Origin of the sequence: Acidovorax sp. SDU_ACID1 (assembly GCF_045291395.1) — a bacterium.
Lineage (GTDB): Bacteria > Pseudomonadota > Gammaproteobacteria > Burkholderiales > Burkholderiaceae_C > MR-S7.
On sequence record NZ_CP152342.1, the window covers coordinates 2988612 to 3012431 of the forward strand.

Sequence of the window (23820 nt, forward strand, 5' to 3'; positions counted from 1 at the left end):
TCAATAGCTGGTTGCGCTTGATGGACGGGCGCTGGAGCCGTTTTTCACCTTGAACCAGACGCGCATGCGCTGGCGCAGCCGGTCGAGCACCACATAGACCACCGGCGTGGTGTAGAGCGTGAGCACCTGGCTCATGAGCAGCCCGCCGACGATGGCGATGCCCAGCGGCTGGCGCAGCTCGGCCCCGTCGCCGCGCCCCAGCGCCAGCGGCAGCGCGCCGAAGATGGCGGCCAGCGTGGTCATGAGGATGGGCCGCAGCCGCAGGTGGCAGGCGCGGTAGATGGCCTGCGCGGGCGTGATGCGGCCGGTGCGCTGCCGCTCCAGCGCGAAGTCGATCATCATGATCGCGTTCTTCTTGACGATGCCGATGAGCAGGATCACGCCGATCAGCGCGATCAGCGAGAACTCGGTCTTGAACAGCATCAGCGCCAGCAACGCGCCCACGCCCGCCGAGGGCAGTGTGGAGAGGATGGTGAACGGGTGGACGAGGTTCTCGTAGAGCACGCCGAGCACGAGGTAGATGGTGACGATGGCCGCGAGGATGAGCAGCGGCTGCCCCGCCAGCGCCTGCTGGAACGCGCCCGCCGTGCCGCTGAAGGAGCCGCGCACCGACACAGGCACGCCCAGGCCCGCCACGGCGTCGCGGATCGCGTCGTTGGCCTGCGAGAGCGACACGCCCGGCGCGAGGCCGTAGCTGATGGTGCTGGCGGGCGTGCCGCGCTCGTGGTTCACGGACAGCGGCGTGTTGGTCTGCGTGATGCGCGCGAAGGCGGTGAGCGGCACCTGCGCGCCGTCCCGGTTCACGAAGAAGAAGCCGCGCAGCGTCTCGGGGCTCTGCAGGTAGCGCGGCGCGGCCTCCATCACCACGCGGTACTGATTGAGCGGGTTGAAGATCACGCCCACCTGGCGCTGGCCGAAGGCGTCGTTCAGCGTGGCGTCGATCTGCGCCACCGTCAGGCCCAGGCGCGTGGCGGCGTCGCGGTCGATGACCAGCGTGGTCTGCAGGCCGTAGTCCTGTACGTCGCTGTTCACGTCTTCCAGCTCGGGCAGCGCGGAGAGCACCTGGCGGATGCGCGGCTCCCAGGTGCGCAGGTCGGCGATGTCGTCGGCCTGCAGCGTGTAGTCGTAGGAGCCGCTGCTCTGCCGCCCGCCGATGCGCACGTCGGACTGCGCCATCATGAACAGGCGCGCGCCCGGCTCGTCCTTGAGCTTGCCGCGCAGGCGGTTGATGACCTCGTCGCTCGACGCCTTGCGCTCCGCCAATGGCTTGAGCGACATGAACATCATGGCCGAGTTGGGCCGCCCGCCGCCCGTGAAGCCGGTCACGTATTCCACGGCCGGATCCTCCTGCACGATGGCGAGGAAGCGCTTGAGCCGCTGCTCCATCGCCTGGTACGAGGTGGCCTGGTCGGCACGGATGAAGCCCATCACGCGGCCCGTGTCCTGCTCGGGCATGAAGCCCTTGTCGATGGTCACGTAGAGGTGCACGTTGAGCGCCACCACGCCCCCCAGAACGACGAGCAGCAGCGGCTGGTGGCGCAGGCTCCAGGCGAGGCTCCTGCGGTAGAGGCGCTGGCTGGCCCGGCCCAGCCGCGCGAACCATGCGCCCATGCGCGTCTCGCGCTGCGGCCCCGGGCGCAGCAGCGCCGCGCACATCATGGGCGTGGTGGTGAGCGAGACGACCATCGACACCAGGATGGCCGCCGACATGACCACCGCGAATTCACGGAAGAACCGCCCCACGATGCCGCCCATGAACAGGATGGGCACGAACACGGCGATCAGCGACAGGCTCATGGAGACGACGGTGAAGCCGATCTCGCGCGCACCGTCGATGGCGGCGCGCAGGGCGGTCTTGCCGCGCTCCATGTGGCGCATCACGTTCTCCAGCACCACGATGGCGTCGTCCACCACGAAGCCCGTGGCGACGGTGAGCGCCATGAGCGAGAGGTTGTCCAGCGTGTAGCCCGCGAGGTACATCACCCCGAACGTGCCCGCCAGCGAAGTGGGCACGGCGACTGCCGGGATCAGCGTGGCGCGGCCGTTGCGCAGGAACAGGAACACCACCAGGATCACCAGCGCCACGGCGATCACCAGCGAATGCTCCACCTCCTCCACCGAGGCGCGCAGCGTGGGCGTGCGGTCGGAGACGACGGTGATGTCGATGGCCTCGGGGATCGAGGCCTTCAATTGCGGCAGCAGCGCGCGCACGCGCTCCACCGCCTCGATGATGTTGGCGCCCGGCTGCTTCTGGATCTGCAGCAGGATCGCGGGCCTGCCGTTGGAGACGCCGTAGTTGCGCACGTCCTGCACGGAATCGGTCACCTCGGCCACGTCGACCAGGCGCACCGCGTTGCCGTTGCGCCAGGTGAGCACCAGCGGCGCGTAGTCCGCCGCCGTGCGCGCCTGGTCGTTGGCCGCCACCTGCCAGTAGTGGTCCTCGCGCTCCACCGCGCCCAGCGGGCGGTTGGCGTTGGTGCTGGAGATGGCCGAGCGCACCTGCTCCAGCGAGATCCCGTTGGCCGCGAGCCGCACCGGGTCGAGCGACACCCGCACCGCGGGCAGCGCGCCGCCGCTGACCGAGGCCTGCCCCACCCCCTCGATCTGCGAGAGCTTCTGCGCGAGCACGGTGGAGGCCGCGTCGTACATCTGCCCGCGCGTGAGGCTGTCCGAGGTGAGCGCCAGGATCATGATGGGCGCGTCCGCCGGGTTGATCTTGCGGTACGTGGGGTTGCTGGGCATGCCCGTGGGCAGCAGCGTGCGCGCGGCGTTGATGGCGGCCTGCACGTCGCGCGCGGCGCTGTCCACGTCGCGCGAGAGGTCGAACTGCAGGGTGATGCGGGTGCTGCCCAGGCTGGAGCTGGAGGTGATCTCGGTGACGCCGGCGATGGCGCCCAGGGACCGCTCCAGCGGGGTGGCCACGGTGGCGGCCATGGTGTCGGGACTGGCGCCAGGGAGACTGGCGGAGACGGAGATGGTGGGAATGTCGACTTGGGGGAGCGGGGCGACGGGCAGCAGGAAGTACGACACGGCGCCGGCCAGGGCCAGGCCGATGGTCAGGAGCATCGTGGCGATGGGCCGGTGGATGAAGGGCGTGGAGAGGCTCACGGCTCGCCCCCTCTCCCGGCACTATCGAAAAACATAGCTGCTCGCGCTTGGCACATGGGCGTTTCAGCCATTTTTGGCCTCCACCCCACGCACCCGCTGCGCCCACCCCTCGAACGTCAGGTAGATCACCGGCGTGGTGAACAGCGTGAGCAACTGGCTCAGCAGCAGACCGCCCACCAGCGTCACGCCCAGCGGATGCCGCAACTCGCTGCCCACGCCCGATCCCAGCATCAGCGGCAGCGCCCCCAGCAGCGCCGCCAGCGTGGTCATCAGGATGGGCCGAAAGCGCAGCAGGCAGGCCTGGAAGATGGCCTCGCGCGCCGGCAGGCCCTGGTCGCGCTGCGCCTCCAGCGCGAAGTCGATCATCATGATCGCGTTCTTCTTGACGATGCCGATCAGCAGCACGATGCCGATGACGGCGATGATGTCCAGCTCCAGCCCTGCCGCCAGCAGCGCCAGCAGCGCTCCCACCGCCGCCGAGGGCAGCGTGGACAGGATGGTGACCGGGTGGATCGTGCTCTCGTAGAGCACGCCGAGCACGATGTACATCGTGACCACGGCCGCCAAAACGAGCAGCAGCGTGTTCGACAAAGATGCCTGGAACGCCAGCGCCGCACCCTGGAACTCCGTGTCCACGGACAGCGGCAGCTCGCCCGCCGCGCGCATGTCCCGCATCACGCCCTGCACGGCGGCCACCGCGTCGCCCAGCGCCACGCCGGGCGCGGTGTTGAACGACACGGTGGCCGCGGGCAGCTGTCCCACGTGGTTCACAGCCAGGGCCATGCTGCGCTCGCTCACCGTGGCGATGGACGACAGCGGCACCGGCGGGCCGCTGCTGCTGGCCACGTGGATGGACTGCAGCGCCTGCGGCCCGAGCTTGAACTGGGGCGCCACCTCCAGCACCACGCGGTACTGGTTGGACTGTGTGAAGATGGTGGAGATGAGGCGCTGGCCGAAGGCGTTGTAGAGCGCCGTGTCCACCGCCGCCACGGTCACGCCCAGGCGGCTGGCCTGGGCGCGGTCGATCTGCACGTAGGCCTGGCGGCCCAGCGTCTGCTGGTCGCTGGTGACCTGGAGCAGCTCGGGCAGGCGCTGCATGCGCTCCGCCAGGGCGGCGGTGCTGCGTCCCAGCTGCTCCATGTCGGGCGAGGACAGCAGCAGCTGGTACTGCGTGCGCGCCACGCGGTCCTCGATGGTCAGGTCCTGCACGGGTTGGGCGTAGAGGCGGATGCCGGGCACGTCCTGCGTGCTCCGCTCCAGCCGGTGCAGCACCGCAGAGGCGCCGTCGCGCTGGGCGTGGGGCTTCAGGTCGATGAGCAGGCGGCCGGTGTTGAGCGTGGTGTTGGTGCCGTCCACGCCGATGAAGGACGAGAGGCTCTGCACCGCCGGGTCCTGCAGCAAACGCTCGGCCAGGGCCTGCTGGCGTTCGGCCATGGCGGCGAAGGAGATGGACTGGTCGGCCTCCGTCGTGGCCTGCAGCGTGCCCGTGTCCTGCGTCGGAAAGAAGCCCTTGGGCACGGCGAAGTACAGCAGCGCGGTGACGGCCAGCGTGGCGAGGAACACGATCCACGTGAGCGAGCGATGGTCGAGCACCCAGCCGAGCACGCGCCCGTAGCGCTCGATGGTGCGGTCGAAGAAGCGGCCTGTGGCGTGGTAGAGGCGCCCGTGGCTCTCCTCGGGCGTGTGCTTGAGCAGCCGCGCGCACAGCATGGGCGTGAGCGTGAGCGAGACCACGGCCGAGAGGAGGATGGCCACCGCCATGGTGATGGCGAACTCGTGGAACAGCCGGCCCACCACGTCGCCCATGAACAGGAGCGGGATCAGCACCGCAATCAGCGAGATGGTCAGCGAGATGATGGTGAAGCCGATCTGCTTGGCGCCCTTGAGCGCGGCCTGCAGCGGCGGCTCGCCCTGCTCCACGTAGCGGGCGATGTTCTCGATCATCACGATGGCGTCGTCCACCACGAAGCCGGTGGAGATGGTGAGCGCCATCAGCGTGAGGTTGTTGATCGAGAAGCCCGCGAGGTACATCACGCCGAAGGTGCCCACGAGCGAGAGCGGCACGGCGACGCTCGGGATCAGCGTGGCCGTGCTGCTGCGCAGGAAGACGAAGATCACCGCCACCACCAGGACGATGGCCAGCATCAGCTCCGCCTGCATGTCGTGCACCGACGCGCGGATGGTCACCGTGCGGTCGGTGAGCACCTGCACGTCGAGCGAGGCGGGCAACGTTTCCTTGAGCTGCGGCAGCAGGGCCTGGATGCGGTCCACCGTGTCGATCACGTTGGCGCCGGGCTGGCGCTTGATGTTGAGGATCACGCCCGCGCGCACGCCGCTGTCCCGCGTGCCGGCCCAGGCGGCCAGACGGGTGTTCTCGGCGTCGTCCACGGTGTCGGCCACGTCGGACAGGCGCACGGGGCTGCCGTTCCGGAACGCGATGATGAGGTTGCGGTATTCCTGCGCGGACTGGAGCTGGTCGTTGGCGTCGATGGTCGATGCGCGCTCGGGGCCGTCGAAGCCGCCCTTGGCGGCCTTCACGTTGGCCGCCGCGATCGCGCTGCGCACGTCCTCCAGCGTCATCCCCAGCCCCGCCAGCGCCGTGGGGTTGGCCTGGATGCGCACCGCCGGGCGCCGCCCGCCGGCGATGGCCACGAGGCCCACGCCCTTGACCTGCGAGAGCTTGGGCGCCAGGCGGTTCTCCACCAGGTCGTTCACGCGGATCACCGGCAGCGAGGGCGAGCTGATGGCCAGCGTGAGCACGGGCGCGTCCGCCGGGTTGACCTTGCTGTAGAGCGGCGGCATGGGCAGGTCGCCGGGCAGCAGGGAGGTGGCGGCGTTGATGGCGGCCTGCACCTGCTGCTCGGCCACGTCCATGGACATGTCGAGCGCGAAGCGCAGCGTGACCACCGATGCGCCGCCCGAACTGGTGGACGACATCTGCGCCAGCCCCGGCATCTGGCCGAACTGGCGCTCCAGCGGCGCGGTGACGTTGGAGGTCATCACGTCGGGGCTGGCGCCCGGGTAGAGCGTGGTGACCTGGATGGTGGGGTAGTCCACCTCGGGCAGCGCCGAGATCGGCAGCAGCCGGTAGGCCAGCACGCCCGCGATGAGCACGGCCACCATCAGCAGCGTGGTGGCGATCGGCCGCAGGATGAAGAGGCGCGACAGGTTCATGGCGCCGCCGGTTCAGCGCGTGGCGGATGCGGGCGCCGAAGCCGCCGAAGCCGGGGCAGCGGGCGCGCCGCCGCCCTGCCCCGCGCGCTCGGCCCGCAGCTTCTCGAGGTAGGCGCGCCGCTCCTCGGGCGCCATCGTCGCGAGCCTGGCGCGCACCTCGGGCGGCAGGTTGCGCGCGCCGCGCGGCCGGCCGGCCGCATCGCTCACGGCCTGGTCCACCTTCTGCACCTTGTCGGCGGCGATCACCGTGACCTTCGCGCCCTCGCGCAGGCGGTCGATCCCGTCGGTGACCACCTGGTCGCCGGGCTGCAACTCGCCGCGCACGCTCACGCGGTCGCCGTCCGCCACGCCCACGGCCAGGCGCCGCTGGGTCACGGTGCCGTCGCCCTGCACCAGGTACACGTAGTTGTTCTGCACGGCGGCGCCGGGCACGGTGAGGGCCTGCTCCAGCAGGTCGAGCTGCAGCCGCACGTTGACGAACTGGTTGGGGAACAGGCGCCCCTCGGCGTTGTCGAACGCGGCCTTGGCCTTCACGGTGCCGGTGGTGGCGTCGATGGCATTGTCCAGCGCGTTCAGGCGGCCTTGGGCCAGCAGGTTCTTCTGCTCGCGGTCCCACAGCTCCACGGGCAGCGCGCGGCCCCCGGCCAGGCGGCGGGCGATGGCGTCCACGTGCGCCTCGGGCACGGAGAACACCGCGTCGATGGGCTTGATCTGGGTGATGGTGACGATGCCGTTCGCGTCCGACGGGTTCACCACGTTGCCCAGGTCGGCCTGGCGCAGGCCCAGCCGCCCGGAGATGGGCGCGGTGATGCGCGTGTAGCCCAGCTGCAGCTGCGCCATGTCCACCTGCGCCTGGTCGGCCGCCACCGTGCCCTGGTACTGGCGCACCAGCGCGGCCTGCGTGTCCACCTGCTGGCTGGCGATGGAGTCCTGCGCCTTCAGCGCCTCGTAGCGCTGCAGGTCGAGCTGGGCGTTGCGCAGTAGCGCCTGGTCGCGCTGCAAGGTGCCCTGGGCCTGGCTCAGCGTGGCCTGGTAGCTGCGCGGGTCGATCTGCGCCAGCAGTTGGCCGGCGCGCACCTCGTCGCCCTCCTTGAAATGGAGCTTCTGCAGCTCACCCGCCACCTTGGCCCGCACCACGGCGGTGGCGCGGGCGTTCAGGGTGCCGATGGCGTTGACCAGCACGCGCATGTCGCGCCGGTCCACCACGCCCACCGACACGGGCTGCGCCTGCGGCCCCGCCGTCGTGCCCATGCGCGGGCCGCCGGGGCCGCGCGCCACGGCGGGCTCGCCGCCGCCCTGGCGCTGCGTCCACCACCAGGCGCCTCCCGCCACGGCCAGGGCCAAGGCCACCAGGACGGCGGCCACGGCGGGCCTGCGGTGTGAAAGAGGTCTGCGCGGCATGGAGGGTTCGTCTCTGGCGTTGGGGCCAATGGATCATAGCGAGCGGCAATCGACGAACGGCCTTGACACAAGTGAAGCGCAGGTAAAGCCTAGAGCGTGCTGTGCACTATGACGTACCCGCGACAGCCGGGGAAAGGCCCGGCCACGTCGTTGCAGGTTGCTTGCGGTATTCATACCGCGGCGCGCCCTGCGCCTGGTTGCCGGGCCTTTCCCCGGCTGTCCCTCCGGGTTGCCCTGCAGGCCCGGCGCTCGCGTCGTTACGCCGCTTGCCAAGGCCACCGGCATTGACTGCGCGGCGCGCCTAGCGATCGCCGGGCCTGCAGGGCAACGCGGGTACGTCATAGTGCACAACACGCTCTACACTTGCGCGTTTTCGTCTTTCAGCCCCACCCATGACGTACTGCGTCGCCATCAAGCTCAACGCCGGACTGGTCTTCCTCTCCGACTCCCGCACCAACGCCGGCCTGGACCAGATCAGCTCCTTCCGCAAGATGATGGTCTACGAGAAGGCGGGCGACCGCTTCATGGTGCTGCTGTCGGCGGGCAACCTGAGCATCTCGCAGTCGGTGCGCGAGATCCTGCAGGTGCAGCAGCTCCACGACGCGGGCGACGGCAAGGGCGACGCGCCGCTGACCATCTGGAGCGCCACCAGCATGTTCGACGTGGCCCGCCTGGCCGGCGCCGCCGTGCGCCGCGTGTACGAACGCGATGGCGCGGCGCTGCAGCGCGCGGGCGTGGATTTCAACGTCTCGCTGCTGCTGGGCGGCCAGATCAAGGGCGAGGGCATGCGCCTGTTCCAGGTCTACTCGGCCGGCAACTTCATCGAATCCACGGCCGAGACGCCCTACTTCCAGGTGGGCGAGTCCAAGTACGGCAAGCCCGTGCTGGACCGCGTGCTCACCCCCGACACGCCGCTGAACGAAGCTGCCAAGTGCGCGCTGGTGTCGATGGACAGCACGCTCAAGTCCAACCTGTCCGTGGGCCTGCCGCTGGACCTGGTGGTGTACGAGGAAGGGCGCCTGGCGACCGACCGCATCGTCTGCATCGACGAGAACAACCCCTACTTCCGCATGCTGCACAGCCGCTGGGGCGAGAAGCTGCGCCAGGTCTTCGACAGCATCGAGGACCCGGCCTGGAACGGTGGCACCACCGACGTGCCGATCCGCGTGGAGCCCGCGCGCAGCCGGCCGCTCAAGAAAATCACCAACCCGCGCGACAAGCTCATCTGAAGGGGCCCGCGCCATGGCCGCCATCGTCTTCTCCCACGCCAACAGCTTTCCGGCGAGCACCTACCGCGTGCTGTTCAAGCACCTGCGCGAGCGGGGCTTCGAGGTCAGCGCCGTGGAGCGCTACGGGCACGACGAGAAGTACCCCGTCACCAACAACTGGCCGCACCTGGTGCAGCACCTGGCGGATTTCGCCGCGCGCGAGCAGCAGCGCACGGGACGGCAGGCCTTCCTGGTCGGCCATTCGCTCGGCGGCTTCCTCAGCGTGATGGCCGCCGCGCGCCACCCGGAGCTGGCGCGCGGCGTGGTGCTGATCGACTCGCCCCTCATCGGCGGCTGGCGCGCCAGCGCGCTGGGCGTGGCCAAGCAGACGCAGGTGGTCGGCTCCGTGTCGCCAGGCCGCGTGAGCCGCGCGCGGCGCAACACCTGGGACAGCACGCAGGAAGCACTGGATCACTTCCGCCGCAAGAAGGCCTTCGCGCGCTGGGACCCGCGCGTGCTGCACGACTACGTGACCCACGGCCTTCGCGACCACGAGGGCAAGCGCGTGCTGGCCTTCGACCGCGCGGTGGAAACGCAGATCTACAACACCCTGCCGCACAACCTCGCCGCCCTGCTGCGCGCGCACCCGCTGCGCTGCCCGGCCGCCTTCATCGGCGGGCGCGATTCGGTGGAGATGCGCCAGGTAGGCATGGACATGACGCAGCGCATCACCCAGGGGCGCGTGATGATGCTCGACGGCAGCCACCTCTTTCCCATGGAGCAGCCGCTGGCGACGGCCGCGGCCATCGAAGCCACGCTGCTGAACCTGCAGTCGCTGGAGCGAAAGACCTGAAGTCTTTTCGGCCCCCAGCGCTTATCCAGAAAGCGCCAGAAGCTCACTTTTCGGTAGCAATCAGAATCCGCGCATCTCGCCCCATTCCTCGAAGGGGGCGCGGCCCGCACGCAGGGCGTTGATGGGCGCGGCCGTGTCCTCGTAGCCCAGCGCCACGCCGAAGGCCACGCGGTAGGGCGCGGGCAGCCGCAGCGCCTCGCGCAGCGTGCCCTCGTAGCGGCGCCAGAAGCCCTGCGGGCAGGTGGCCAGGCCGTGCTCCACGGCCAGCAGCATCAGCGACTGCAGGTAGATGCCCAGATCGGCCCACTGCGGCAGGCCCATGCGCTCGTCCGCGCAGACGAACACGCCCACGGGCGCGCCGAAGAACTCGGCGTTCTTCGCCAGCTGGCGCAGGCGCGCGGCCTTGTCCTCGCGCGGGATGCCCAGGGTGCGGTACAGGTCCTCGCCATTGGCGAATCGCCGCGTGCGGTAGGGCTCCCACAGGTCGGGCGGGTAGGAGACGTTGTTCGCCCCGTCTTCAGGCACGGCGGCGGCCACCGCATCCAGCACGGCGCGCAGCGGCTCGCCCGTGAGCGCCACCACGCGCCAGGGCTGCAGGTTGCCGCCCGAGGCAGCCTGGGCCGCCTCCTGCAGCAGGGTCTGCAGGAGCGGCGCGGGAGGCGCATCGGGCAGGAAGGCGCGCACGGAGCGGCGCTGGCGCAAGGCGTCTGAAACGTTCATGGGGGGCTTACTTTCCAATGATGTCGTTGAGCTTGTCGGCCTCGAAGCGTTCTTTCGTCGCCGCGTCGCATGGCACGCAGTCGGCGGCTTTCTGGACCGCAGAGAGCTTCTCGATGGCCTGCCACAGCAGCGCGATCTGGTGCTCCTGCGTGGCAGCGGTGCCGATCAGGCCGCGCATGGCCTGGGTGACGGGGTCGTCCTGCTGCTGCTGCTCCACGCCGTAGGCGCTGAACCGGGCGGATTCGGTCACGTCGGCGCTCTGCCCTTCCTTCGACGGGATGATGCGCGCCGGGATGCCCACGGCCGTGGCGCCCGCGGGCACGGGCTTGATGACCACGGCGTTGCTGCCGATCTTCGCGCCGTCTCCCACCTCGAAGCCACCCAGCACCTTGGCGCCGGCGCTCACCACCACGCCCTTGCCCAGCGTGGGGTGGCGCTTGGTGCCCTTGTAGAGCGAGGTGCCGCCCAGCGTCACGCCCTGGTAGATGGTGCAGCCGTCGCCGATCTCGGCCGTCTCGCCCACCACCACGCCCATGGCGTGGTCGAAGAACACGCGCTCGCCGATCTTCGCGCCGGGGTGGATCTCGATGCCCGTGAACCAGCGCGCGAAGTGCGAGATGAAGCGCCCCGGCCACTGGAGGCCGTGCGTCCAGCACCAGTGCGCCGGCCGGTGCAGCCAGATCGCGTGCAGGCCCGGATAACAGGTGACCACCTCCCACGTGCTGCGCGCGGCAGGGTCGCGGTCGAGGATGCACTGGATGTCGGAACGCAGGCGGGCAAGCATCGGGTGGTTATTCGTATCGAGGGGCGCCAGTCTATCGTTTGGGGCTTGCGGCCTGCGTCATGGCTTTTGCGACACCGCGCAGGATGTGGATTTCCTCCTGGGTCGGTTGCGCGCGGTTGAAAAGTTGGTTCAAGCGCGGCATGAGCTTCTTGGGCGCGGCGGGGTCGAGAAAGCCGATGTCCGTCAGCGCCTGCTCCCAGTGCGCGAGCATGCCTGCCACCTGCGCGGCGTCGGCGCGCTCGCCCTGCGGCGCGGAATCCGGCGCGGGAAAGCCGCCCAGTGCCTGGCGCCACTCGTACGCGATGACCTGGATGGCTGCGCCCAGGTTGAGCGAGCCGAAGCGCGGATTGGTGGGGATGGAGAGCGCCACGTTACAGCGGTACACGTCTTCGTTGGCCATGCCGAAGCGCTCGGAGCCGAACAGGAAGGCCACGCCGGTTTCCTGAGCCGAATCGGCCTCCAGCGCTTCTCCATCAGGCGCGAGCAGCTCTTTTTCCGTAGCAGATCGAAATGCTGGCGCGGCGTGCGCGTGGGCGGGCCGAAGTCGCGCGGCGTCATCGCGGTGGCGCACAGATGGCTCATGCCATTGAGGGCCTCGTCCAGCGTTTCGACGATGCGCGCGTTCTCCAGCACGTCCAGCGCGCCGCTCGCGCGCTGGATGGTTTCCTCCTTGCGCAGCACATTGGGCCAGCGCGGCGCGACCAGCACGAGGTCGTCGAAGCCCATGGTCTTCATGGCGCGCGCGGCGGCGCCCACGTTGCCGGCATGGCTGGTGTGGATCAGGATGAAGCGGGTTTTCATGGCGGGCGGCGCGAAGCAGGCGAATCGGCGATTGTCGCCGCAGGGCGGCGGACTTCTCGTGTAGCATTCGCCCCCCATTTTTCCGCCGCCATGCCCCAGATCTCCGTCCACCAGCTGCGCAAGACCTACCGCATCCACGAGCGCGATCCCGGCGTGCTCGGCGCGCTGCGGGCGCTGGTGCGGCCGCGCTACCGCACGGTCGATGCGCTGGCCGGCGTGTCGTTCGAGCTGCAGCGCGGCGAGCTGCTGGGCTTCATCGGCCCGAACGGCGCGGGCAAATCGACCACCATCAAGATCCTCGCGGGCATCCTGCGGCCCGACAGCGGGCGCGTGGAGATCGACGGGCGCGACCCGTTCGCCGACCGCGAGCGGCACGTGGCGCGCATCGGCGTGGTGTTCGGCCAGCGCACGCAGCTCTGGTGGGATCTGCCGGTGGGCGACGGCTTCGCGCTGCTGCGCGACATCTACCGCGTCGACCCCGCGCGCTTCGCCCGCACGCGCGACGAACTGGTGGCGCTGCTGCACCTGGAGCGCCTGCTCGGCCAGCCGGTGCGCCAGCTCTCGCTGGGCCAGCGCATGCGCGCCGAGATCGCGGCGGCGCTGCTGCACGAGCCCGAGATCCTGTTCCTCGACGAGCCGACCATCGGCCTGGACGCGCCCTCAAGCTCGCGGTGCGCGACTTCGTGCTGCGCGCCAACCGCGAGCGCGGCACCACCGTGCTGCTGACCACGCACGACATGCACGACATCGAGGCGCTGGCCAAGCGCGTGATCGTGATCGGCCACGGCCGCGTGCTGGCCGACTGCGCGGTCGATGCGCTGCGCGCCCAGGTCGTGGCCGCGCGCCGGCTTCATGATGGCCTGCCCGAGGACGCGGAGGACGAAGGCATGACCATCGAGGCGGTCATCGCCCGCTTCTACGCCATGCACGGCGCCACTGAGACCTGACCCGCCATGGCGCCCCGCGAGCTGCTACGCCCCTACCGCGCCGCCTTCGCGTCGCGCTTCCTGCAGATGCTGCAGTACCGCACGGCGGCGTATGCGGGCTTCGCCACGCAGTGCTGGTGGGGCGGCATCAAGGTGATGGTGCTGGCCGCGTTCTACGCCGGCGCGGCAGCGGCGGATGCGCCGATGTCGCTCGCCCAGGCCATCACCTACACCTGGCTCGCGCAGGGCCTGCTGGCGCTGCTGCCGTGGACCGGCGACCCCGAGGTGGCGCAGGCCGTGCGCACCGGCGCGGTGGCGTACGACCGGCTGCGGCCGGTGGATGCCTACGCGCTGTGGTTCGTGCGCTCGGCCGGATGGATCGCCGCGCGCGTGCTGCCGCGCGTGGCGCTGATGGCGGCCTTCGCGGGGCTGGCGTTGCCGCTCCTGGGGCTGCACGACTGGGCCTGGCAGCCGCCGGCCGGCGTGGCGGCGTGCCTGGGATTCGCCGCGTCGGCGCTGCTCGCGCTGCTGCTGTCGGCCTCGCTCGTGATGCTGCTCAACATCGCGGCGGCAGCGGCGCTCAACGAGCGCGGCATCAACGCGCTGGCGGTGCCGGCCGTCATCGTGCTCTCGGGCAACCTGCTGCCGCTGGCGCTGCTGCCCGACGCCTGGCAGACGGCGCTGCTGCTGCAGCCGCTGGCGGGCGTGATGGACATTCCGGCGCGCATCTATTTCGGGCAGCTCGCCGGTGCGCAGGCGCTGGCAGGGCTGGGGCTGCAGTGCGGGTGGACGCTGCTGCTGGTGGCGCTCGGGCGGGCGGCCATGCGGCGCACCCTGCGCCGCCTCGAGGTGCAGGGCGGATGAACGCGCTCGCCCTGTTCGCCCGCCTCGCCACGGCCTCGCTCAGCGGCCAGGCGCGCTATCCGGCCTCGGCGCTGATGCTCACGCTGGGCCAGTTCCTCGCCACGGGCATCGAAGTGGTCGCCGTCTGGGCGCTTTTCCAACGCTTCGGCGACATGCAGGGCTGGCGCCTCGGCGAGGTGGCGCTGTTCTATGGGCTCGTCAACTGCATGTTCGCCATCGCCGACGCCCTGGGACGCGGCTTCGACGTGCTGGGCACGGAGTTCCTGCGCACCGGCGCGTTCGACCGGCTGCTGCTGCGCCCGCGCCCCTGGCGCTGCAGTTGATGGGGCACGACGTGCGCATCAGCCGCCTCGGGCGCCTGGCGCAGGGGCTGATGGTGGTGGCCTTCGCCACGGCGCAGGCGGGCATCGCGTGGACGCCGGCGTCGGTCGCCCTGGCGCTGTTCGCGCTCGCGGGCGGCGTGGCCTTGTTCCTGGGCATCCTGGTGCTGCAGGGCACGCTGTCGTTCTGGACCGTGGAGAGCCTGGAGGTCGCCAACGTGCTGACCTACGGCGGCGTGGAGGCCGCGCAGTACCCGCTGGCCCTGTACGCGCGCTGGTTCCGGCACCTGCTGACCTTCGCGGTGCCGCTGGCCTGCGTCGCCTACTACCCGGTGCTGGCGATCCTGGGCCGGGCCGACCCGCTGGGGGCGCCCGCGTGGGTGGGCTGGGTGTCGCCGCTGGCGGGCTTCGCCTTCCTCGCGGCGGCCTTCGGCGCGTGGCGCCTCGGGGTGCGCCATTACGCCTCGACCGGCAGCTGACGCAGCACGGAAATACCGTCCGAGGCTAAAATGCCGCCTTTGCGCGCCCGCATCGCCGGGCAGCCCTCCCCCGCTCCTTCCTCACAATTTATGTCGTCCAATCTGCACCCCATGCTCAACGTGGCCATCAAGGCCGCACGCGCCGCCGGCGCCATCATCAACCGCGCGGCCCTCGACGTGGAGGCGGTGCGCATTTCGCAAAAGCAGATCAACGACTTCGTGACCGAAGTGGACCACGCGAGCGAGCAGGCCATCATCGAGACGCTGCTCACCGCCTACCCCGGCCACGGCATCCTGGCCGAGGAATCGGGCTCCGAGCGCGGCGCCAAGCATTCCGACTACGTCTGGATCATCGACCCGCTGGACGGCACGACCAACTTCATTCACGGCTTTCCCGTCTACTGCGTGAGCATCGCGCTGGCCGTCAAGGGCAAGGTGGAGCACGCTGTGGTCTACGACCCCACGCGCAACGACCTGTTCACCGCCACGCGCGGGCGCGGTGCCTTCCTCAACGAACGGCGCATCCGGGTGTCCAAGCGCACGCGCCTGGGCGAGTGCCTGGTCTCCACGGGCTTCCCGTTCCGCCCGGGCGACAACTTCAAGCAGTACATGGCGATGATGGGCGACGTGATGCAGCGCACCGCCGGCCTGCGCCGCCCCGGCGCCGCGGCGCTGGACCTGGCCTACGTGGCCGCGGGCTTCACGGACGGCTTCTTCGAGACGGGCCTGTCGATCTGGGACGTGGCCGCGGGCGGCCTGCTGGTGACCGAGGCCGGCGGCCTGGTGGGCAACTTCACGGGCGAGGCCGACTACCTGGAGCAGCGCGAGTGCCTGGCCGGCTCGCCGCGCATCTACGGGCAGCTCGTGGGCCTGCTGGGCAAGTACAGCAAGTTCGCCAGCGCGGGCGACAAGGCGGCCGTGCGCCAGGCCACCGAAGAAGGCGATGCACAGCCCGAGGCGCCTGCGGACGACGCGGGCGCGGCGGACGGCGACGGCGGCGAATAAGCTCCTTTGCTACTGCATTGATAGCTGCCAGCGCTTTCCCAGCAAGCGCTGGAGGCACTTTTCACATAAAACTTCAGTCCGGGTCCGGATAGCGCTGGGCGATGGCGCGGAAGTCCTCCGCCAGTTCGACGAAGGCGTCCACCATGTCCGGGTCGAAGTGCGTGGCGCGCCCCTTGACGATGGTGGCGCAGGCCTGCTCGTGCGAGAACGCGGGCTTGTACACGCGCTTGCTGATGAGCGCGTCGTACACGTCGGCCACGGCCATGAGGCGGGCCGACACGGGGATGTCGTCGCCCCGCAGGCCCTCCGGATAGCCCGAACCGTCCCACTTCTCCTGGTGGCTGTAGGCGATCTCCTTGGACACGCTGAGGAAGGCCACGCGCATGCCCAGGCGCCGCTCGGCGTCCTCGATGGCCCTGCGGCCGAGCGTGGTGTGGGTCTTCATGACCTCGAACTCGTCCACCGTGAGCTTGCCGGGCTTGAGCAGGATGCTGTCGGGAATGCCGATCTTGCCGATGTCGTGCAGCGGCGCGGACTTGTAGAGCAGCTCGATCATGCGGTCGTTCAGCACGGCCTCGAAGCGCGGGTGGTGGCGCAGCCGCTCGGCCAGCGTGCGCACGTAGAGCTGCGTGCGGCGGATGTGGTTGCCCGTCTCGTTGTCGCGCGTCTCGGCGAGCGAGGTCATGGCCATGATGGTCACGTCCTGGATGGCCTGCACCTCCAGCGTGCGCAGCGCCACCTCGCGCTCCAGGTAGACGCTCTTGTCGCGCAGGAAGTCGGCCGTGGCCTTGAGCGCCAGGTGCGTGGCCACGCGCGCGAGCAGGATGGGCGGGCTGATGGGCTTGGTGATGTAGTCCACCGCGCCCAGGGCCAGACCCTCGCGCTCGTCGTCGGTGTCCGAGCGCGCGGTGAGGAAGATCACCGGGATATGGCGCGTGCCCTCCTGCGCCTTGATCTGGCGGCAGACCTCGTAGCCGTCGATGTCCGGCATCATGATGTCCAGCAGCACCAGGTCGGGCGGCGCGTCGGAGCGCACGATGCGCAGCGCCTTCTCGCCGCCGTTGGCCACCTTCACGCGGTAGTGGCCCTGCAGCAGGCTGGCCATGAGCGTGAGGTTGTCGGGCGTGTCGTCCACCACGAGCACGGTGGCGATCGGCTTCTCGACGAGGCGGGCCGCGGGGTCGTTCAGCAGGGGCTGGTGGTCCATGGGGGGTCCTCAGGAAGTCTCGGGCGCTGGCGACGCCGTGGCGGTGTCAAGCAATTCCAGGGCCTGTTCGAACGCGAAGCTGCGCACGCTGCGGTGCAGCGCCTCGAAATGCGCGCCGAGCAGGTGCGTGAACGCCTCCTCGTGCTGGCGCAGGTAGTCCACGGCGGCCGGGTCGTCGGCAAGCAGCAGGCCGCGCAGGCCGCGCACCACGGCGGGGCTTGCCCGCGCGGGGCCTTCGGCGCCGGGCCGCTGCGCGGCGCCCCGCGCCCAGTCCTCCAACGCCTGCAGCAGCGGCGCGAGTGCGCCGGCCAGCGCCTGCTGCAGCGGCTGCAGCGCCGCCGCGTCCGCCCGCTCGCGCAGGGCCTGCTCCAGCGCCTGGGCCTGCTGCGACAGCGCCTGCGCCCCGATGTTGGCCGCCACCGAGCGCAGCGTGTGCGCCGTGCGTTCGGCCAGCGTCCAGTCGGCCGCGGCCGCGGCCTGGGCCAGCGTCTGCACGGTGGTTCGCTGCCCGTCCACGAAGCGCCGCAGCATGTCGGCATAGAGCGCGCGCCGGCCCAGCGCGCGCTGCAGGCCCAGCGCGGTGTCCAGCCCGGGCACGCCATGCGGCAGCTCCGGCCCTTCCTCGTCCGCTGCCGGGGCGGGCGCCTGCGCCTGCGCCGCGCGCTGCGGTACCCAGCGCAGCAGGGTGGCCCAGAGCACTGCAGGGTCGATGGGCTTGGCCACGTGGTCGTTCATGCCCGCGTCGAAGCAGCGCTGGCGGTCGGCCTCCATGGCGTGCGCGGTCATGGCGATGATGGGCAGGCGCGCGTGGCGCGGGTCGGCGCGCATCAGGCGCGTGGTGGTCTCGCCGTCCATCAGCGGCATCTGCATGTCCATGAGCACGGCGTCGTAGCTGGCGCGAGCAGCGTGTTCCAGGGCCTCCTGGCCGTTGGAGGCCACGTCCACGCGCACGCCGGCCTCGCGCAGCAGCTCCATGGCGACGAGCTGGTTGAGCTCGTTGTCCTCCACCAGCAGCACGTAGGCGCCGCGCAGCCCGGGCGGCGGCTCGGGCGGCTGCAGCCCTTCCTGCGCGCTGCGCGGGCTGGGCCGCCAGCCGTGCGCCGAAGGCTGCATCAGCGTGTCGTGGAGCACGGAGGCGCTCACCGGCTTGATGAGCACGACCTCGATGCCTTCGCTGCGCGCCGCGTGCATGACCTCCTCGCGGCCATAGGCGGTCACCATCAGCATCTGCGGCACGTGCGGCAGGCCCAGGCCGCGGATGCGGCGCGCCAGCTCGATGCCGTCCATGCCCGGCATCTGCCAGTCCACCAGCAGCAGGCCGTAGGGCCGCTGCGCCTGCGCCGCCGCGCGCAGGGCCTGCAGCGCCTCTTCTCCGCCGTGGGACTGCGCGGCCTCCAGGCCCATGGCCTGCAGCATGTCCACCAGCACCTGGGCGGCGGTGAGGTTGTCGTCCACCACCAGGACGCGCCGCTCGCGCAGCCCGGCCACGGGCAAGGAGCGCACGCCCGTCTCGCCGCGCCGCAGCGGCACGATGGCCCAGAACGCCGAACCGCGCCCCCATTCGCTGCGCACGCCCACCTCGCCGCCCATGAGTTCGGCCAGCCGCTTGCAGATGGCCAGGCCCAGCCCTGTGCCGCCGTAGCGCCGCGTGGTGGAGCTGTCGGCCTGCTGGAAGCTCTGGAAGAGCCGCTGCATCTGGTCGCCGGTCATGCCGATGCCGGTGTCGCGCACCTCGAAGCGCAGCAGTACGCGTGCGCCCTCGTCCTGCTCCAGGCGCACCAGGATGTGGATCTCGCCGCGCTCGGTGAACTTGACCGCGTTGTTGGCGAAGTTGATGAGGATCTGCCCCAGCCGCAGCGCATCGCCCACGAGCAGGGGCGGCACGTCGGGCGCCACGTCCAGCACCAGCTCCAGCCCCTTGGCCCCGGCCTTGAAAGCGACGACGTCGGCCACGCCCTCGAGCATGCGGTCGAGCGTGAAGGGGCGCAGGTCGAGCGCGAGCTTGCCGGCCTCGATCTTGGAGAAGTCCAGGATGTCGTTGATCACGCCCAGCAGGTGCTGGCCCGCCTGCTGGATGCGCACCACGTAGCCGCTCTGGCGCTCGTCCAGCCCCGATTTGAGCGCCAGGTGCGACATGCCGATGATGGCGTTGAGCGGCGTGCGGATCTCGTGGCTCATGTTGGCCAGGAACTCGCTCTTGGCGCGGCTGGCGGCATCGGCCTCCTCCTTGGCCTCGCGCAGCGCCTGCTGTGCGCGCTTGCTCTCGGTGATGTCGATGAACGCGCCGATGAGTCCGCCGGGCGTGCCGTCGGGCCGGCGGAAGCCGCGCAGCCAGTGGGCCGTGTCGTGCAGCTCGCCGTCGCGCAGCAGGCGCTGCATCTCCTTGTGCACGGTGACGCCGTCGCGGATCACGCTCGCGTCCTCGGCGCTCTGGGCCTGGCGCAGCGCCAGGGGCACGTCGTCCAGGTCGAGCACGGTCTTGCCGATGAGCTGGTCGCGGCTGTGCGCGGCCGTCTCCTCGAACGCGCGGTTGAAGCCCAGGTAGCGGCCTTCCGCATCCTTGTAGAACACGGGCACGGGCACGGTGTCGAGCAGCGCCTGCTGGAACGTGAGCTGCTCGGCCACGCGCTCCTCCAGGAGCTTCTGTTCGTGGATGTCCACGTTCACGCCGATCACGCGCGTGACGCGGCCGTGCGCGTCGCGCAGCAGGCGCGCCGAGCACAGCATCCAGCGCGCCTCGCCGTCCGGGCGCACGATGCGCCAGGAGTCCTGGAAGCGCTCGCGCTGCAGGTCGGCCACGGCGGCGTCCAGCGCGAGCTGCACGCGCGCGCGGTCGTCCGGGTGCAGCACGCCCATCCACGAGTGGCGGCTGTAGCCGAGCCGCCGGCCCGCCGCGCGCTCGGGCATGCCGTGCATGCGCGTGAGGTGCGGGGACCACACCACGCGCTGCGCGGCCAGGTCCACGTCGAACACGCCGACGTTGCCCGCCTCCTGGGCCAGTTCCAGGCGCTCGTTGGCCTCGCGCATCGCGGCCTCGGCGCGCTGCGCCTCGGTCACGTCCTCGATCACCCACAGCGACGCCTTCTGGTGCCCTTCGATCCGCAGGCCGCGCCCCGACATGCGCGCCATGAAGGTCGTGCCGTCCTGGCGGCACAGCGTGGCCTGCAGGCGCACCGAGCCGCAGGCCGCGAGCGTGGGCGCGTAGCTCGCCAGGAACTCGGCGTAGCCCGCATCGCCGCCGAACAGCACGCGCACGTGCGCGCCCTCCAGCGCATCGCCCGTATCGCCCATGAGCTCGGAGAACGCGCGGTTGAACTGCCGGAAATGCCCGTCGCAGGCCAGCATGATGGGCGGCGCGTTGTCGAAGATCGCGCGCTGCTGCTCCAGCAGCTCGCTCAGCCGGCGCTCGCGGCGCTCCAGCTCCTGCGCGGCATGGATGCGCTCGCTCACGTCCTCCTGCAGCCCGACGATGGCGATGCGCCGCCCCTGCTTGTCGAACACCGGCGAGAGCGTGACCTCGTCGTGGAACAGCGTGCCGTCACGGCGCCGGTTCACGAAGCGGCCGCGCCAGGGGCGCCCGGCCATGAGCTGGCACCACATCTCGCGGTAGGTCTCGGCCGGCGTCTGGCCGCTGGCGATCACCGAGGGCTTCTGGCCGACCACCTCGTGCAGCGCGTAGCCCGTGGTGCGCTCGTACTGGGGGTTGACCCAGGCAATGCGGCCCTGCGCGTCGGTGATGACCACGGCCGAGGGGCTGTTCTCCAGCGCCGCCCCGAGCACGGCGAAGCGCTGCTGCGCCTGCGCCATGCGCCGGCGGTTGCGCACCAGGTCCAGCCCCATCGCGCCGACCAGCGCCAGCACCAGGAACGCGCCGGCGCCCGCCTGCATGCGCAGCGCCAGCGGCATGAGGCCGCTCAGGTCCTCCAGCATCACCAGCTCCCACAGCCCGGCGGGGTCCTGCCAGTCGAAACTGCGGCGGTCCACGGCGTAGCGCACGTTGTCGACCACGGCCTCGCGCGCATCGGTGCGGAACGGCAGCGCGGACGCCCTGCCGTTGTCGAACTGCCGGCCGAACTGGCCCATCGCGCGCACGGTGTCGATGCGCTCCTGCGTGAGCGGCGGCACCAGGGTGAAGAGCCACTCCGGCCGCGAGGATGAGAACACCACCCCCTGCGGCGAGACCAGCAGCACCGGCCGCCCCACGCGCTGCAGCAGCTCCTCGACGCGCCCGAACGCCACCTTGATCATCACCACGCCGACGATGGCGGTGGCCAGCGAGTTGCCGGCATACAGGGGCGCCGCGTAGTACAGCCCCCGCTCGTGCGAGTTGATGCCCTGCGCCGGGTACACCGCCACGCTGCCCTGCATGGAGCGCTGGAAGATGGGCGAGCCGCCGATTTTCGTGCCCGTGGAACTGGGGCCCACCGTCTCGTGCGCCACGATCGTGCCCTCGCGGTTGAGCACGTACACGCCGCTCACCAGGAAACGCCCGCGTATCACGCCCAGGCGCGCCAGCACCTGCGGCGCATCGCGCGGCAGCGTGCCCTGCGCGACGGCCTTGAGCGTGGGCTCGCTCAGTCCCAGCAGGGTGACCGCGCCCAGCAGCGGCCCGTTGGTGCTTTCGGCCACGAGCGCGTCGGCCGTGCGCTGCAGCAGCAAGGCGCTTTCGTGCTCGCGCTGCGCGGCGCGCGAGAGCCCCAGGGCCTCCACCGCCAGCCAAGCCCCCAGGGCCGCCACGGCCAGCACCAGCAACACGCCCGGCAGCCAGCGCGCGCGGCCTTCGCGCAGCGTGTCCTCCAGGGCGCCCGGCCCTTCGGCGCGCTGCTCAGCCATGGGCCGTGCTCCGGCGAAGGGGCTGCAGCGTAGCGGTCATGCGCGTCAAAGGAAATCTCCCATGGCCATTGCCGCCTCGCAGCGGCGATAGCGCAGTATGTCAAAACGTAACCATTCTTGTCTTTTTTCGTGTCGTCCGCCAGCAGGGCAACCCCGCTGCGCATACGGGACGAAGTCCGACACGGCCGAGTTCGGTTTGCGCCTATGGTCTTCGCAGCCCCCGGAAGGAGACGACCATGCCGCGCAGCCCCCGCCACGCACGCCTTGCCACCACCCTTGCCGCCGGCCTGTCGGCACTGCTGCTCGCAGCCTGCTCCAGCCCGCAGCGCCTGGACTACCGCGTGCCCGACCAGCCGGAGGGCGCATCGGGCTACAGCGAGAAACCCGGCTGGGCCAGCGAGCGCTTCGCCGTGGCCGCCGCCAACCCGCTGGCCACCGATGCGGGCTACCAGGTGCTGCGCGCCGGCGGCTCGGCACTGGATGCGGCCATCGCCGTGCAAATGGTGCTGGCGCTGGTGGAGCCGCAGTCCAGCGGCATCGGCGGAGGCGCCTTCCTGCTGCACGCGGCGGGCCCCAAGGTGCAGGCCTACGATGGGCGTGAGACCGCTCCCGCCGCCGCCACGGAACGCCTCTTCCTCGACACCGCGGGCCAGCCCATGCCGTTCCGCGACGCGGTGGTGGGCGGCCGCGCCGTGGGCGTGCCCGGCGCCGTGCGCATGCTGGAGCAGGCGCACAAGGCGCATGGCAAGCTGGCCTGGGCCACGCTGTTCGAGCCGGCCATCCATCTGGCGGAACACGGCTTCAAGGTCAGCGCCCGGCTGCATGCGCTGCTGTCCAACGAAAAGCACCTGGCCGGCGACCCGGCGGCGCGCGCCTATTTCTACGACGCCGCGGGTGCGCCCTGGCCCGTGGGCCACACGCTGAAGAACCCCGAACTGGCCGGCGTGCTGCGCGCCATCGCAGGCAACGGCTCCAAGGCCCTGCTGGAGGGCGACGTGGCGCAGGCCATCGTGGACAAGGTGAGCGCCCACCCCACCAACCCTGGCGTGCTCTCGCTGGACGACCTGGCGCGCTACCAGCCGCGCGAGCGCGAGGCGCTGTGCACGGACTACCAGATCGGCGCGCAGGGCCTGCGCCTGTGCGGCTTCCCGCCGCCCGGCTCGGGGGCGATCGCCATCGCGCAGATCCTGGGCATTCTGCGCAACACCGATGCCACGGCCATGGCGCTGCAGGACGGCCCGCAGGGGCCTGAGGACCCGCTGGGCCCGCTGCCCACGGCCGACTGGCTGTACCTCTACGGCGAGGCCTCGCGCCTGGCCTTCGCCGACCGCGCGCAGTACGTGGCCGACCCCGACTTCGTCGGCCCCCCGCCGGCAGCTGGATGAGCCTGCTGGAGCCGGCCTACCTGGCCGAGCGCGCCAAGCTCATCGGTCCCCAGGGCATGCCCGCGGCCCAGCCAGGCACGCCCGGCGGCGTGCGCACCGCCTATGCGCCCATGCCGCAGCAGCCGGAGTACGGCACCAGCCACATCAGCGTGGTGGACGGGCGGGGCAACGCGGTGGCGATGACCACCACCATCGAGGACCAGTTCGGCGCGCGCCAGATGGTCAAGGGCTTCCTGCTGAACAACCAGCTCACCGATTTCAGCTTCGCGCCGCGCGACGCCAGCGGCCGCCCCATCGCCAACCGCGTGGAGCCCGGCAAGCGGCCGCGCTCTTCGATGTCGCCCACGCTGGTGTTCGACAAGGCCACGGGCCAGCTGCTCATGAGCGGCGGCAGCCCGGGCGGGGCGCTCATCATCCACTACACGGCCAAGACGCTGTACGGCGTCTTCCACTGGGGACTGACACCACAGCAGGCGATCAACCTGCCCAACTTCGGCACCGTGGGCGGCCCCACGCTGCTGGAGGACAAGCGCTTCACCTCCACCACCATCGAGAGTCTGCGTGCGCGCGGCACCGAGGTGCGCGAGATGGAGATGCCCAGCGGCCTGCAGGCCATCACGCGTGCCGACGTGCACGGCAAGCCCATGTGGCTGGGCGGCGCGGACCCCCGCCGCGAAGGCGTGGTGATGGGCGACTGACGCTCCTGAAAAAGAGCTGCCGGCGCTTGATGGACAAGCGCCGGAAGCCTTTTC

General features: G+C 70.8%; 11 protein-coding genes and 4 pseudogenes. 7 read left to right on the top strand and 8 right to left on the bottom strand.

Annotated elements, in window-relative coordinates:
- The 3 genes from AAG689_RS14735 to AAG689_RS14745 all read right to left on the bottom strand — a co-directional run bounded on the left by AAG689_RS14735 (position 1) and on the right by AAG689_RS14745 (position 7683).
- A complete protein-coding gene (locus AAG689_RS14735; RefSeq protein ID WP_406622666.1) occupies positions 1-3108 on the bottom strand; it encodes a multidrug efflux RND transporter permease subunit in 3108 nt (1035 codons plus the stop codon).
- Positions 3109-3171: 63 nt separating this feature from the next.
- Positions 3172-6282: an MdtB/MuxB family multidrug efflux RND transporter permease subunit gene (locus tag AAG689_RS14740; RefSeq protein WP_406622667.1), complete on the bottom strand. Its 3111-nt coding sequence runs from the start codon at positions 6280-6282 to the stop codon at positions 3172-3174.
- Between the two features lie 12 nt (positions 6283-6294).
- Entirely contained in the window at positions 6295-7683 is a 1389-nt protein-coding gene (locus AAG689_RS14745; protein WP_406622668.1) for an efflux RND transporter periplasmic adaptor subunit, read from the bottom strand.
- A 392-nt stretch (positions 7684-8075) separates the two neighbouring features.
- Here AAG689_RS14745 and AAG689_RS14750 point away from each other — a divergent pair, with 392 nt between their 5' ends.
- The gene (locus tag AAG689_RS14750) at positions 8076-8912 is read left to right on the top strand and encodes a proteasome-type protease (protein ID WP_020230412.1); all 837 of its coding nucleotides are present in this window, start codon (positions 8076-8078) and stop codon (positions 8910-8912) included.
- Positions 8913-8925: 13 nt separating this feature from the next.
- Positions 8926-9744, top strand: a complete 819-nt coding sequence (locus tag AAG689_RS14755; RefSeq protein WP_406622669.1) for an alpha/beta hydrolase — start codon at positions 8926-8928, stop codon at positions 9742-9744.
- Between the two features lie 60 nt (positions 9745-9804).
- On the opposite strand, the gene AAG689_RS14760 is transcribed toward AAG689_RS14755, so the two are convergent.
- From AAG689_RS14760 to AAG689_RS14770, 3 genes and pseudogenes are all read right to left on the bottom strand, one after another.
- Positions 9805-10464 (bottom strand): nitroreductase, encoded by a 660-nt coding sequence (locus AAG689_RS14760; protein ID WP_406622670.1) that lies wholly within the window; start codon positions 10462-10464, stop codon positions 9805-9807.
- Positions 10465-10471: 7 nt separating this feature from the next.
- Positions 10472-11248: a serine O-acetyltransferase gene (cysE, locus tag AAG689_RS14765; protein WP_406622671.1), complete on the bottom strand. Its 777-nt coding sequence runs from the start codon at positions 11246-11248 to the stop codon at positions 10472-10474.
- 31 nt (positions 11249-11279) lie between these two features.
- Positions 11280-12049, bottom strand: a pseudogene (locus AAG689_RS14770) (RNA methyltransferase).
- Between the two features lie 90 nt (positions 12050-12139).
- Between AAG689_RS14770 and AAG689_RS14775 the strand changes: the two are divergent.
- The 4 genes and pseudogenes from AAG689_RS14775 (at position 12140) to AAG689_RS14790 (ending at position 15643) form a co-directional block, all read left to right on the top strand.
- Positions 12140-12996 (top strand): annotated as a pseudogene (locus AAG689_RS14775) (ATP-binding cassette domain-containing protein).
- A gap of 6 nt (positions 12997-13002) precedes the next feature.
- Entirely contained in the window at positions 13003-13839 is an 837-nt protein-coding gene (locus AAG689_RS14780) for an ABC transporter permease (protein WP_406622672.1), read from the top strand.
- A pseudogene (locus tag AAG689_RS14785) lies at positions 13836-14638 on the top strand (ABC transporter permease). Before AAG689_RS14780 ends, AAG689_RS14785 begins: the two are co-directional and overlap by 4 nt.
- A 90-nt stretch (positions 14639-14728) precedes the next feature.
- Complete coding sequence (locus tag AAG689_RS14790; protein WP_406622673.1) at positions 14729-15643, top strand: inositol monophosphatase family protein; 915 nt, start codon at positions 14729-14731, stop codon at positions 15641-15643.
- Between the two features lie 73 nt (positions 15644-15716).
- On the opposite strand, the gene AAG689_RS14795 is transcribed toward AAG689_RS14790, so the two are convergent.
- Both AAG689_RS14795 and AAG689_RS14800 read right to left on the bottom strand, forming a co-directional pair.
- Positions 15717-16850: a two-component system response regulator gene (locus AAG689_RS14795; RefSeq protein WP_406622674.1), complete on the bottom strand. Its 1134-nt coding sequence runs from the start codon at positions 16848-16850 to the stop codon at positions 15717-15719.
- A 9-nt stretch (positions 16851-16859) separates the two neighbouring features.
- Positions 16860-21683, bottom strand: a complete 4824-nt coding sequence (locus AAG689_RS14800; protein WP_406622675.1) for a PAS domain S-box protein — start codon at positions 21681-21683, stop codon at positions 16860-16862.
- 236 nt (positions 21684-21919) lie between these two features.
- Between AAG689_RS14800 and AAG689_RS14805 the strand changes: the two are divergent.
- Positions 21920-23766: pseudogene (locus tag AAG689_RS14805) on the top strand (gamma-glutamyltransferase family protein).
- Positions 23767-23820: the final 54 nt, after the last annotated feature.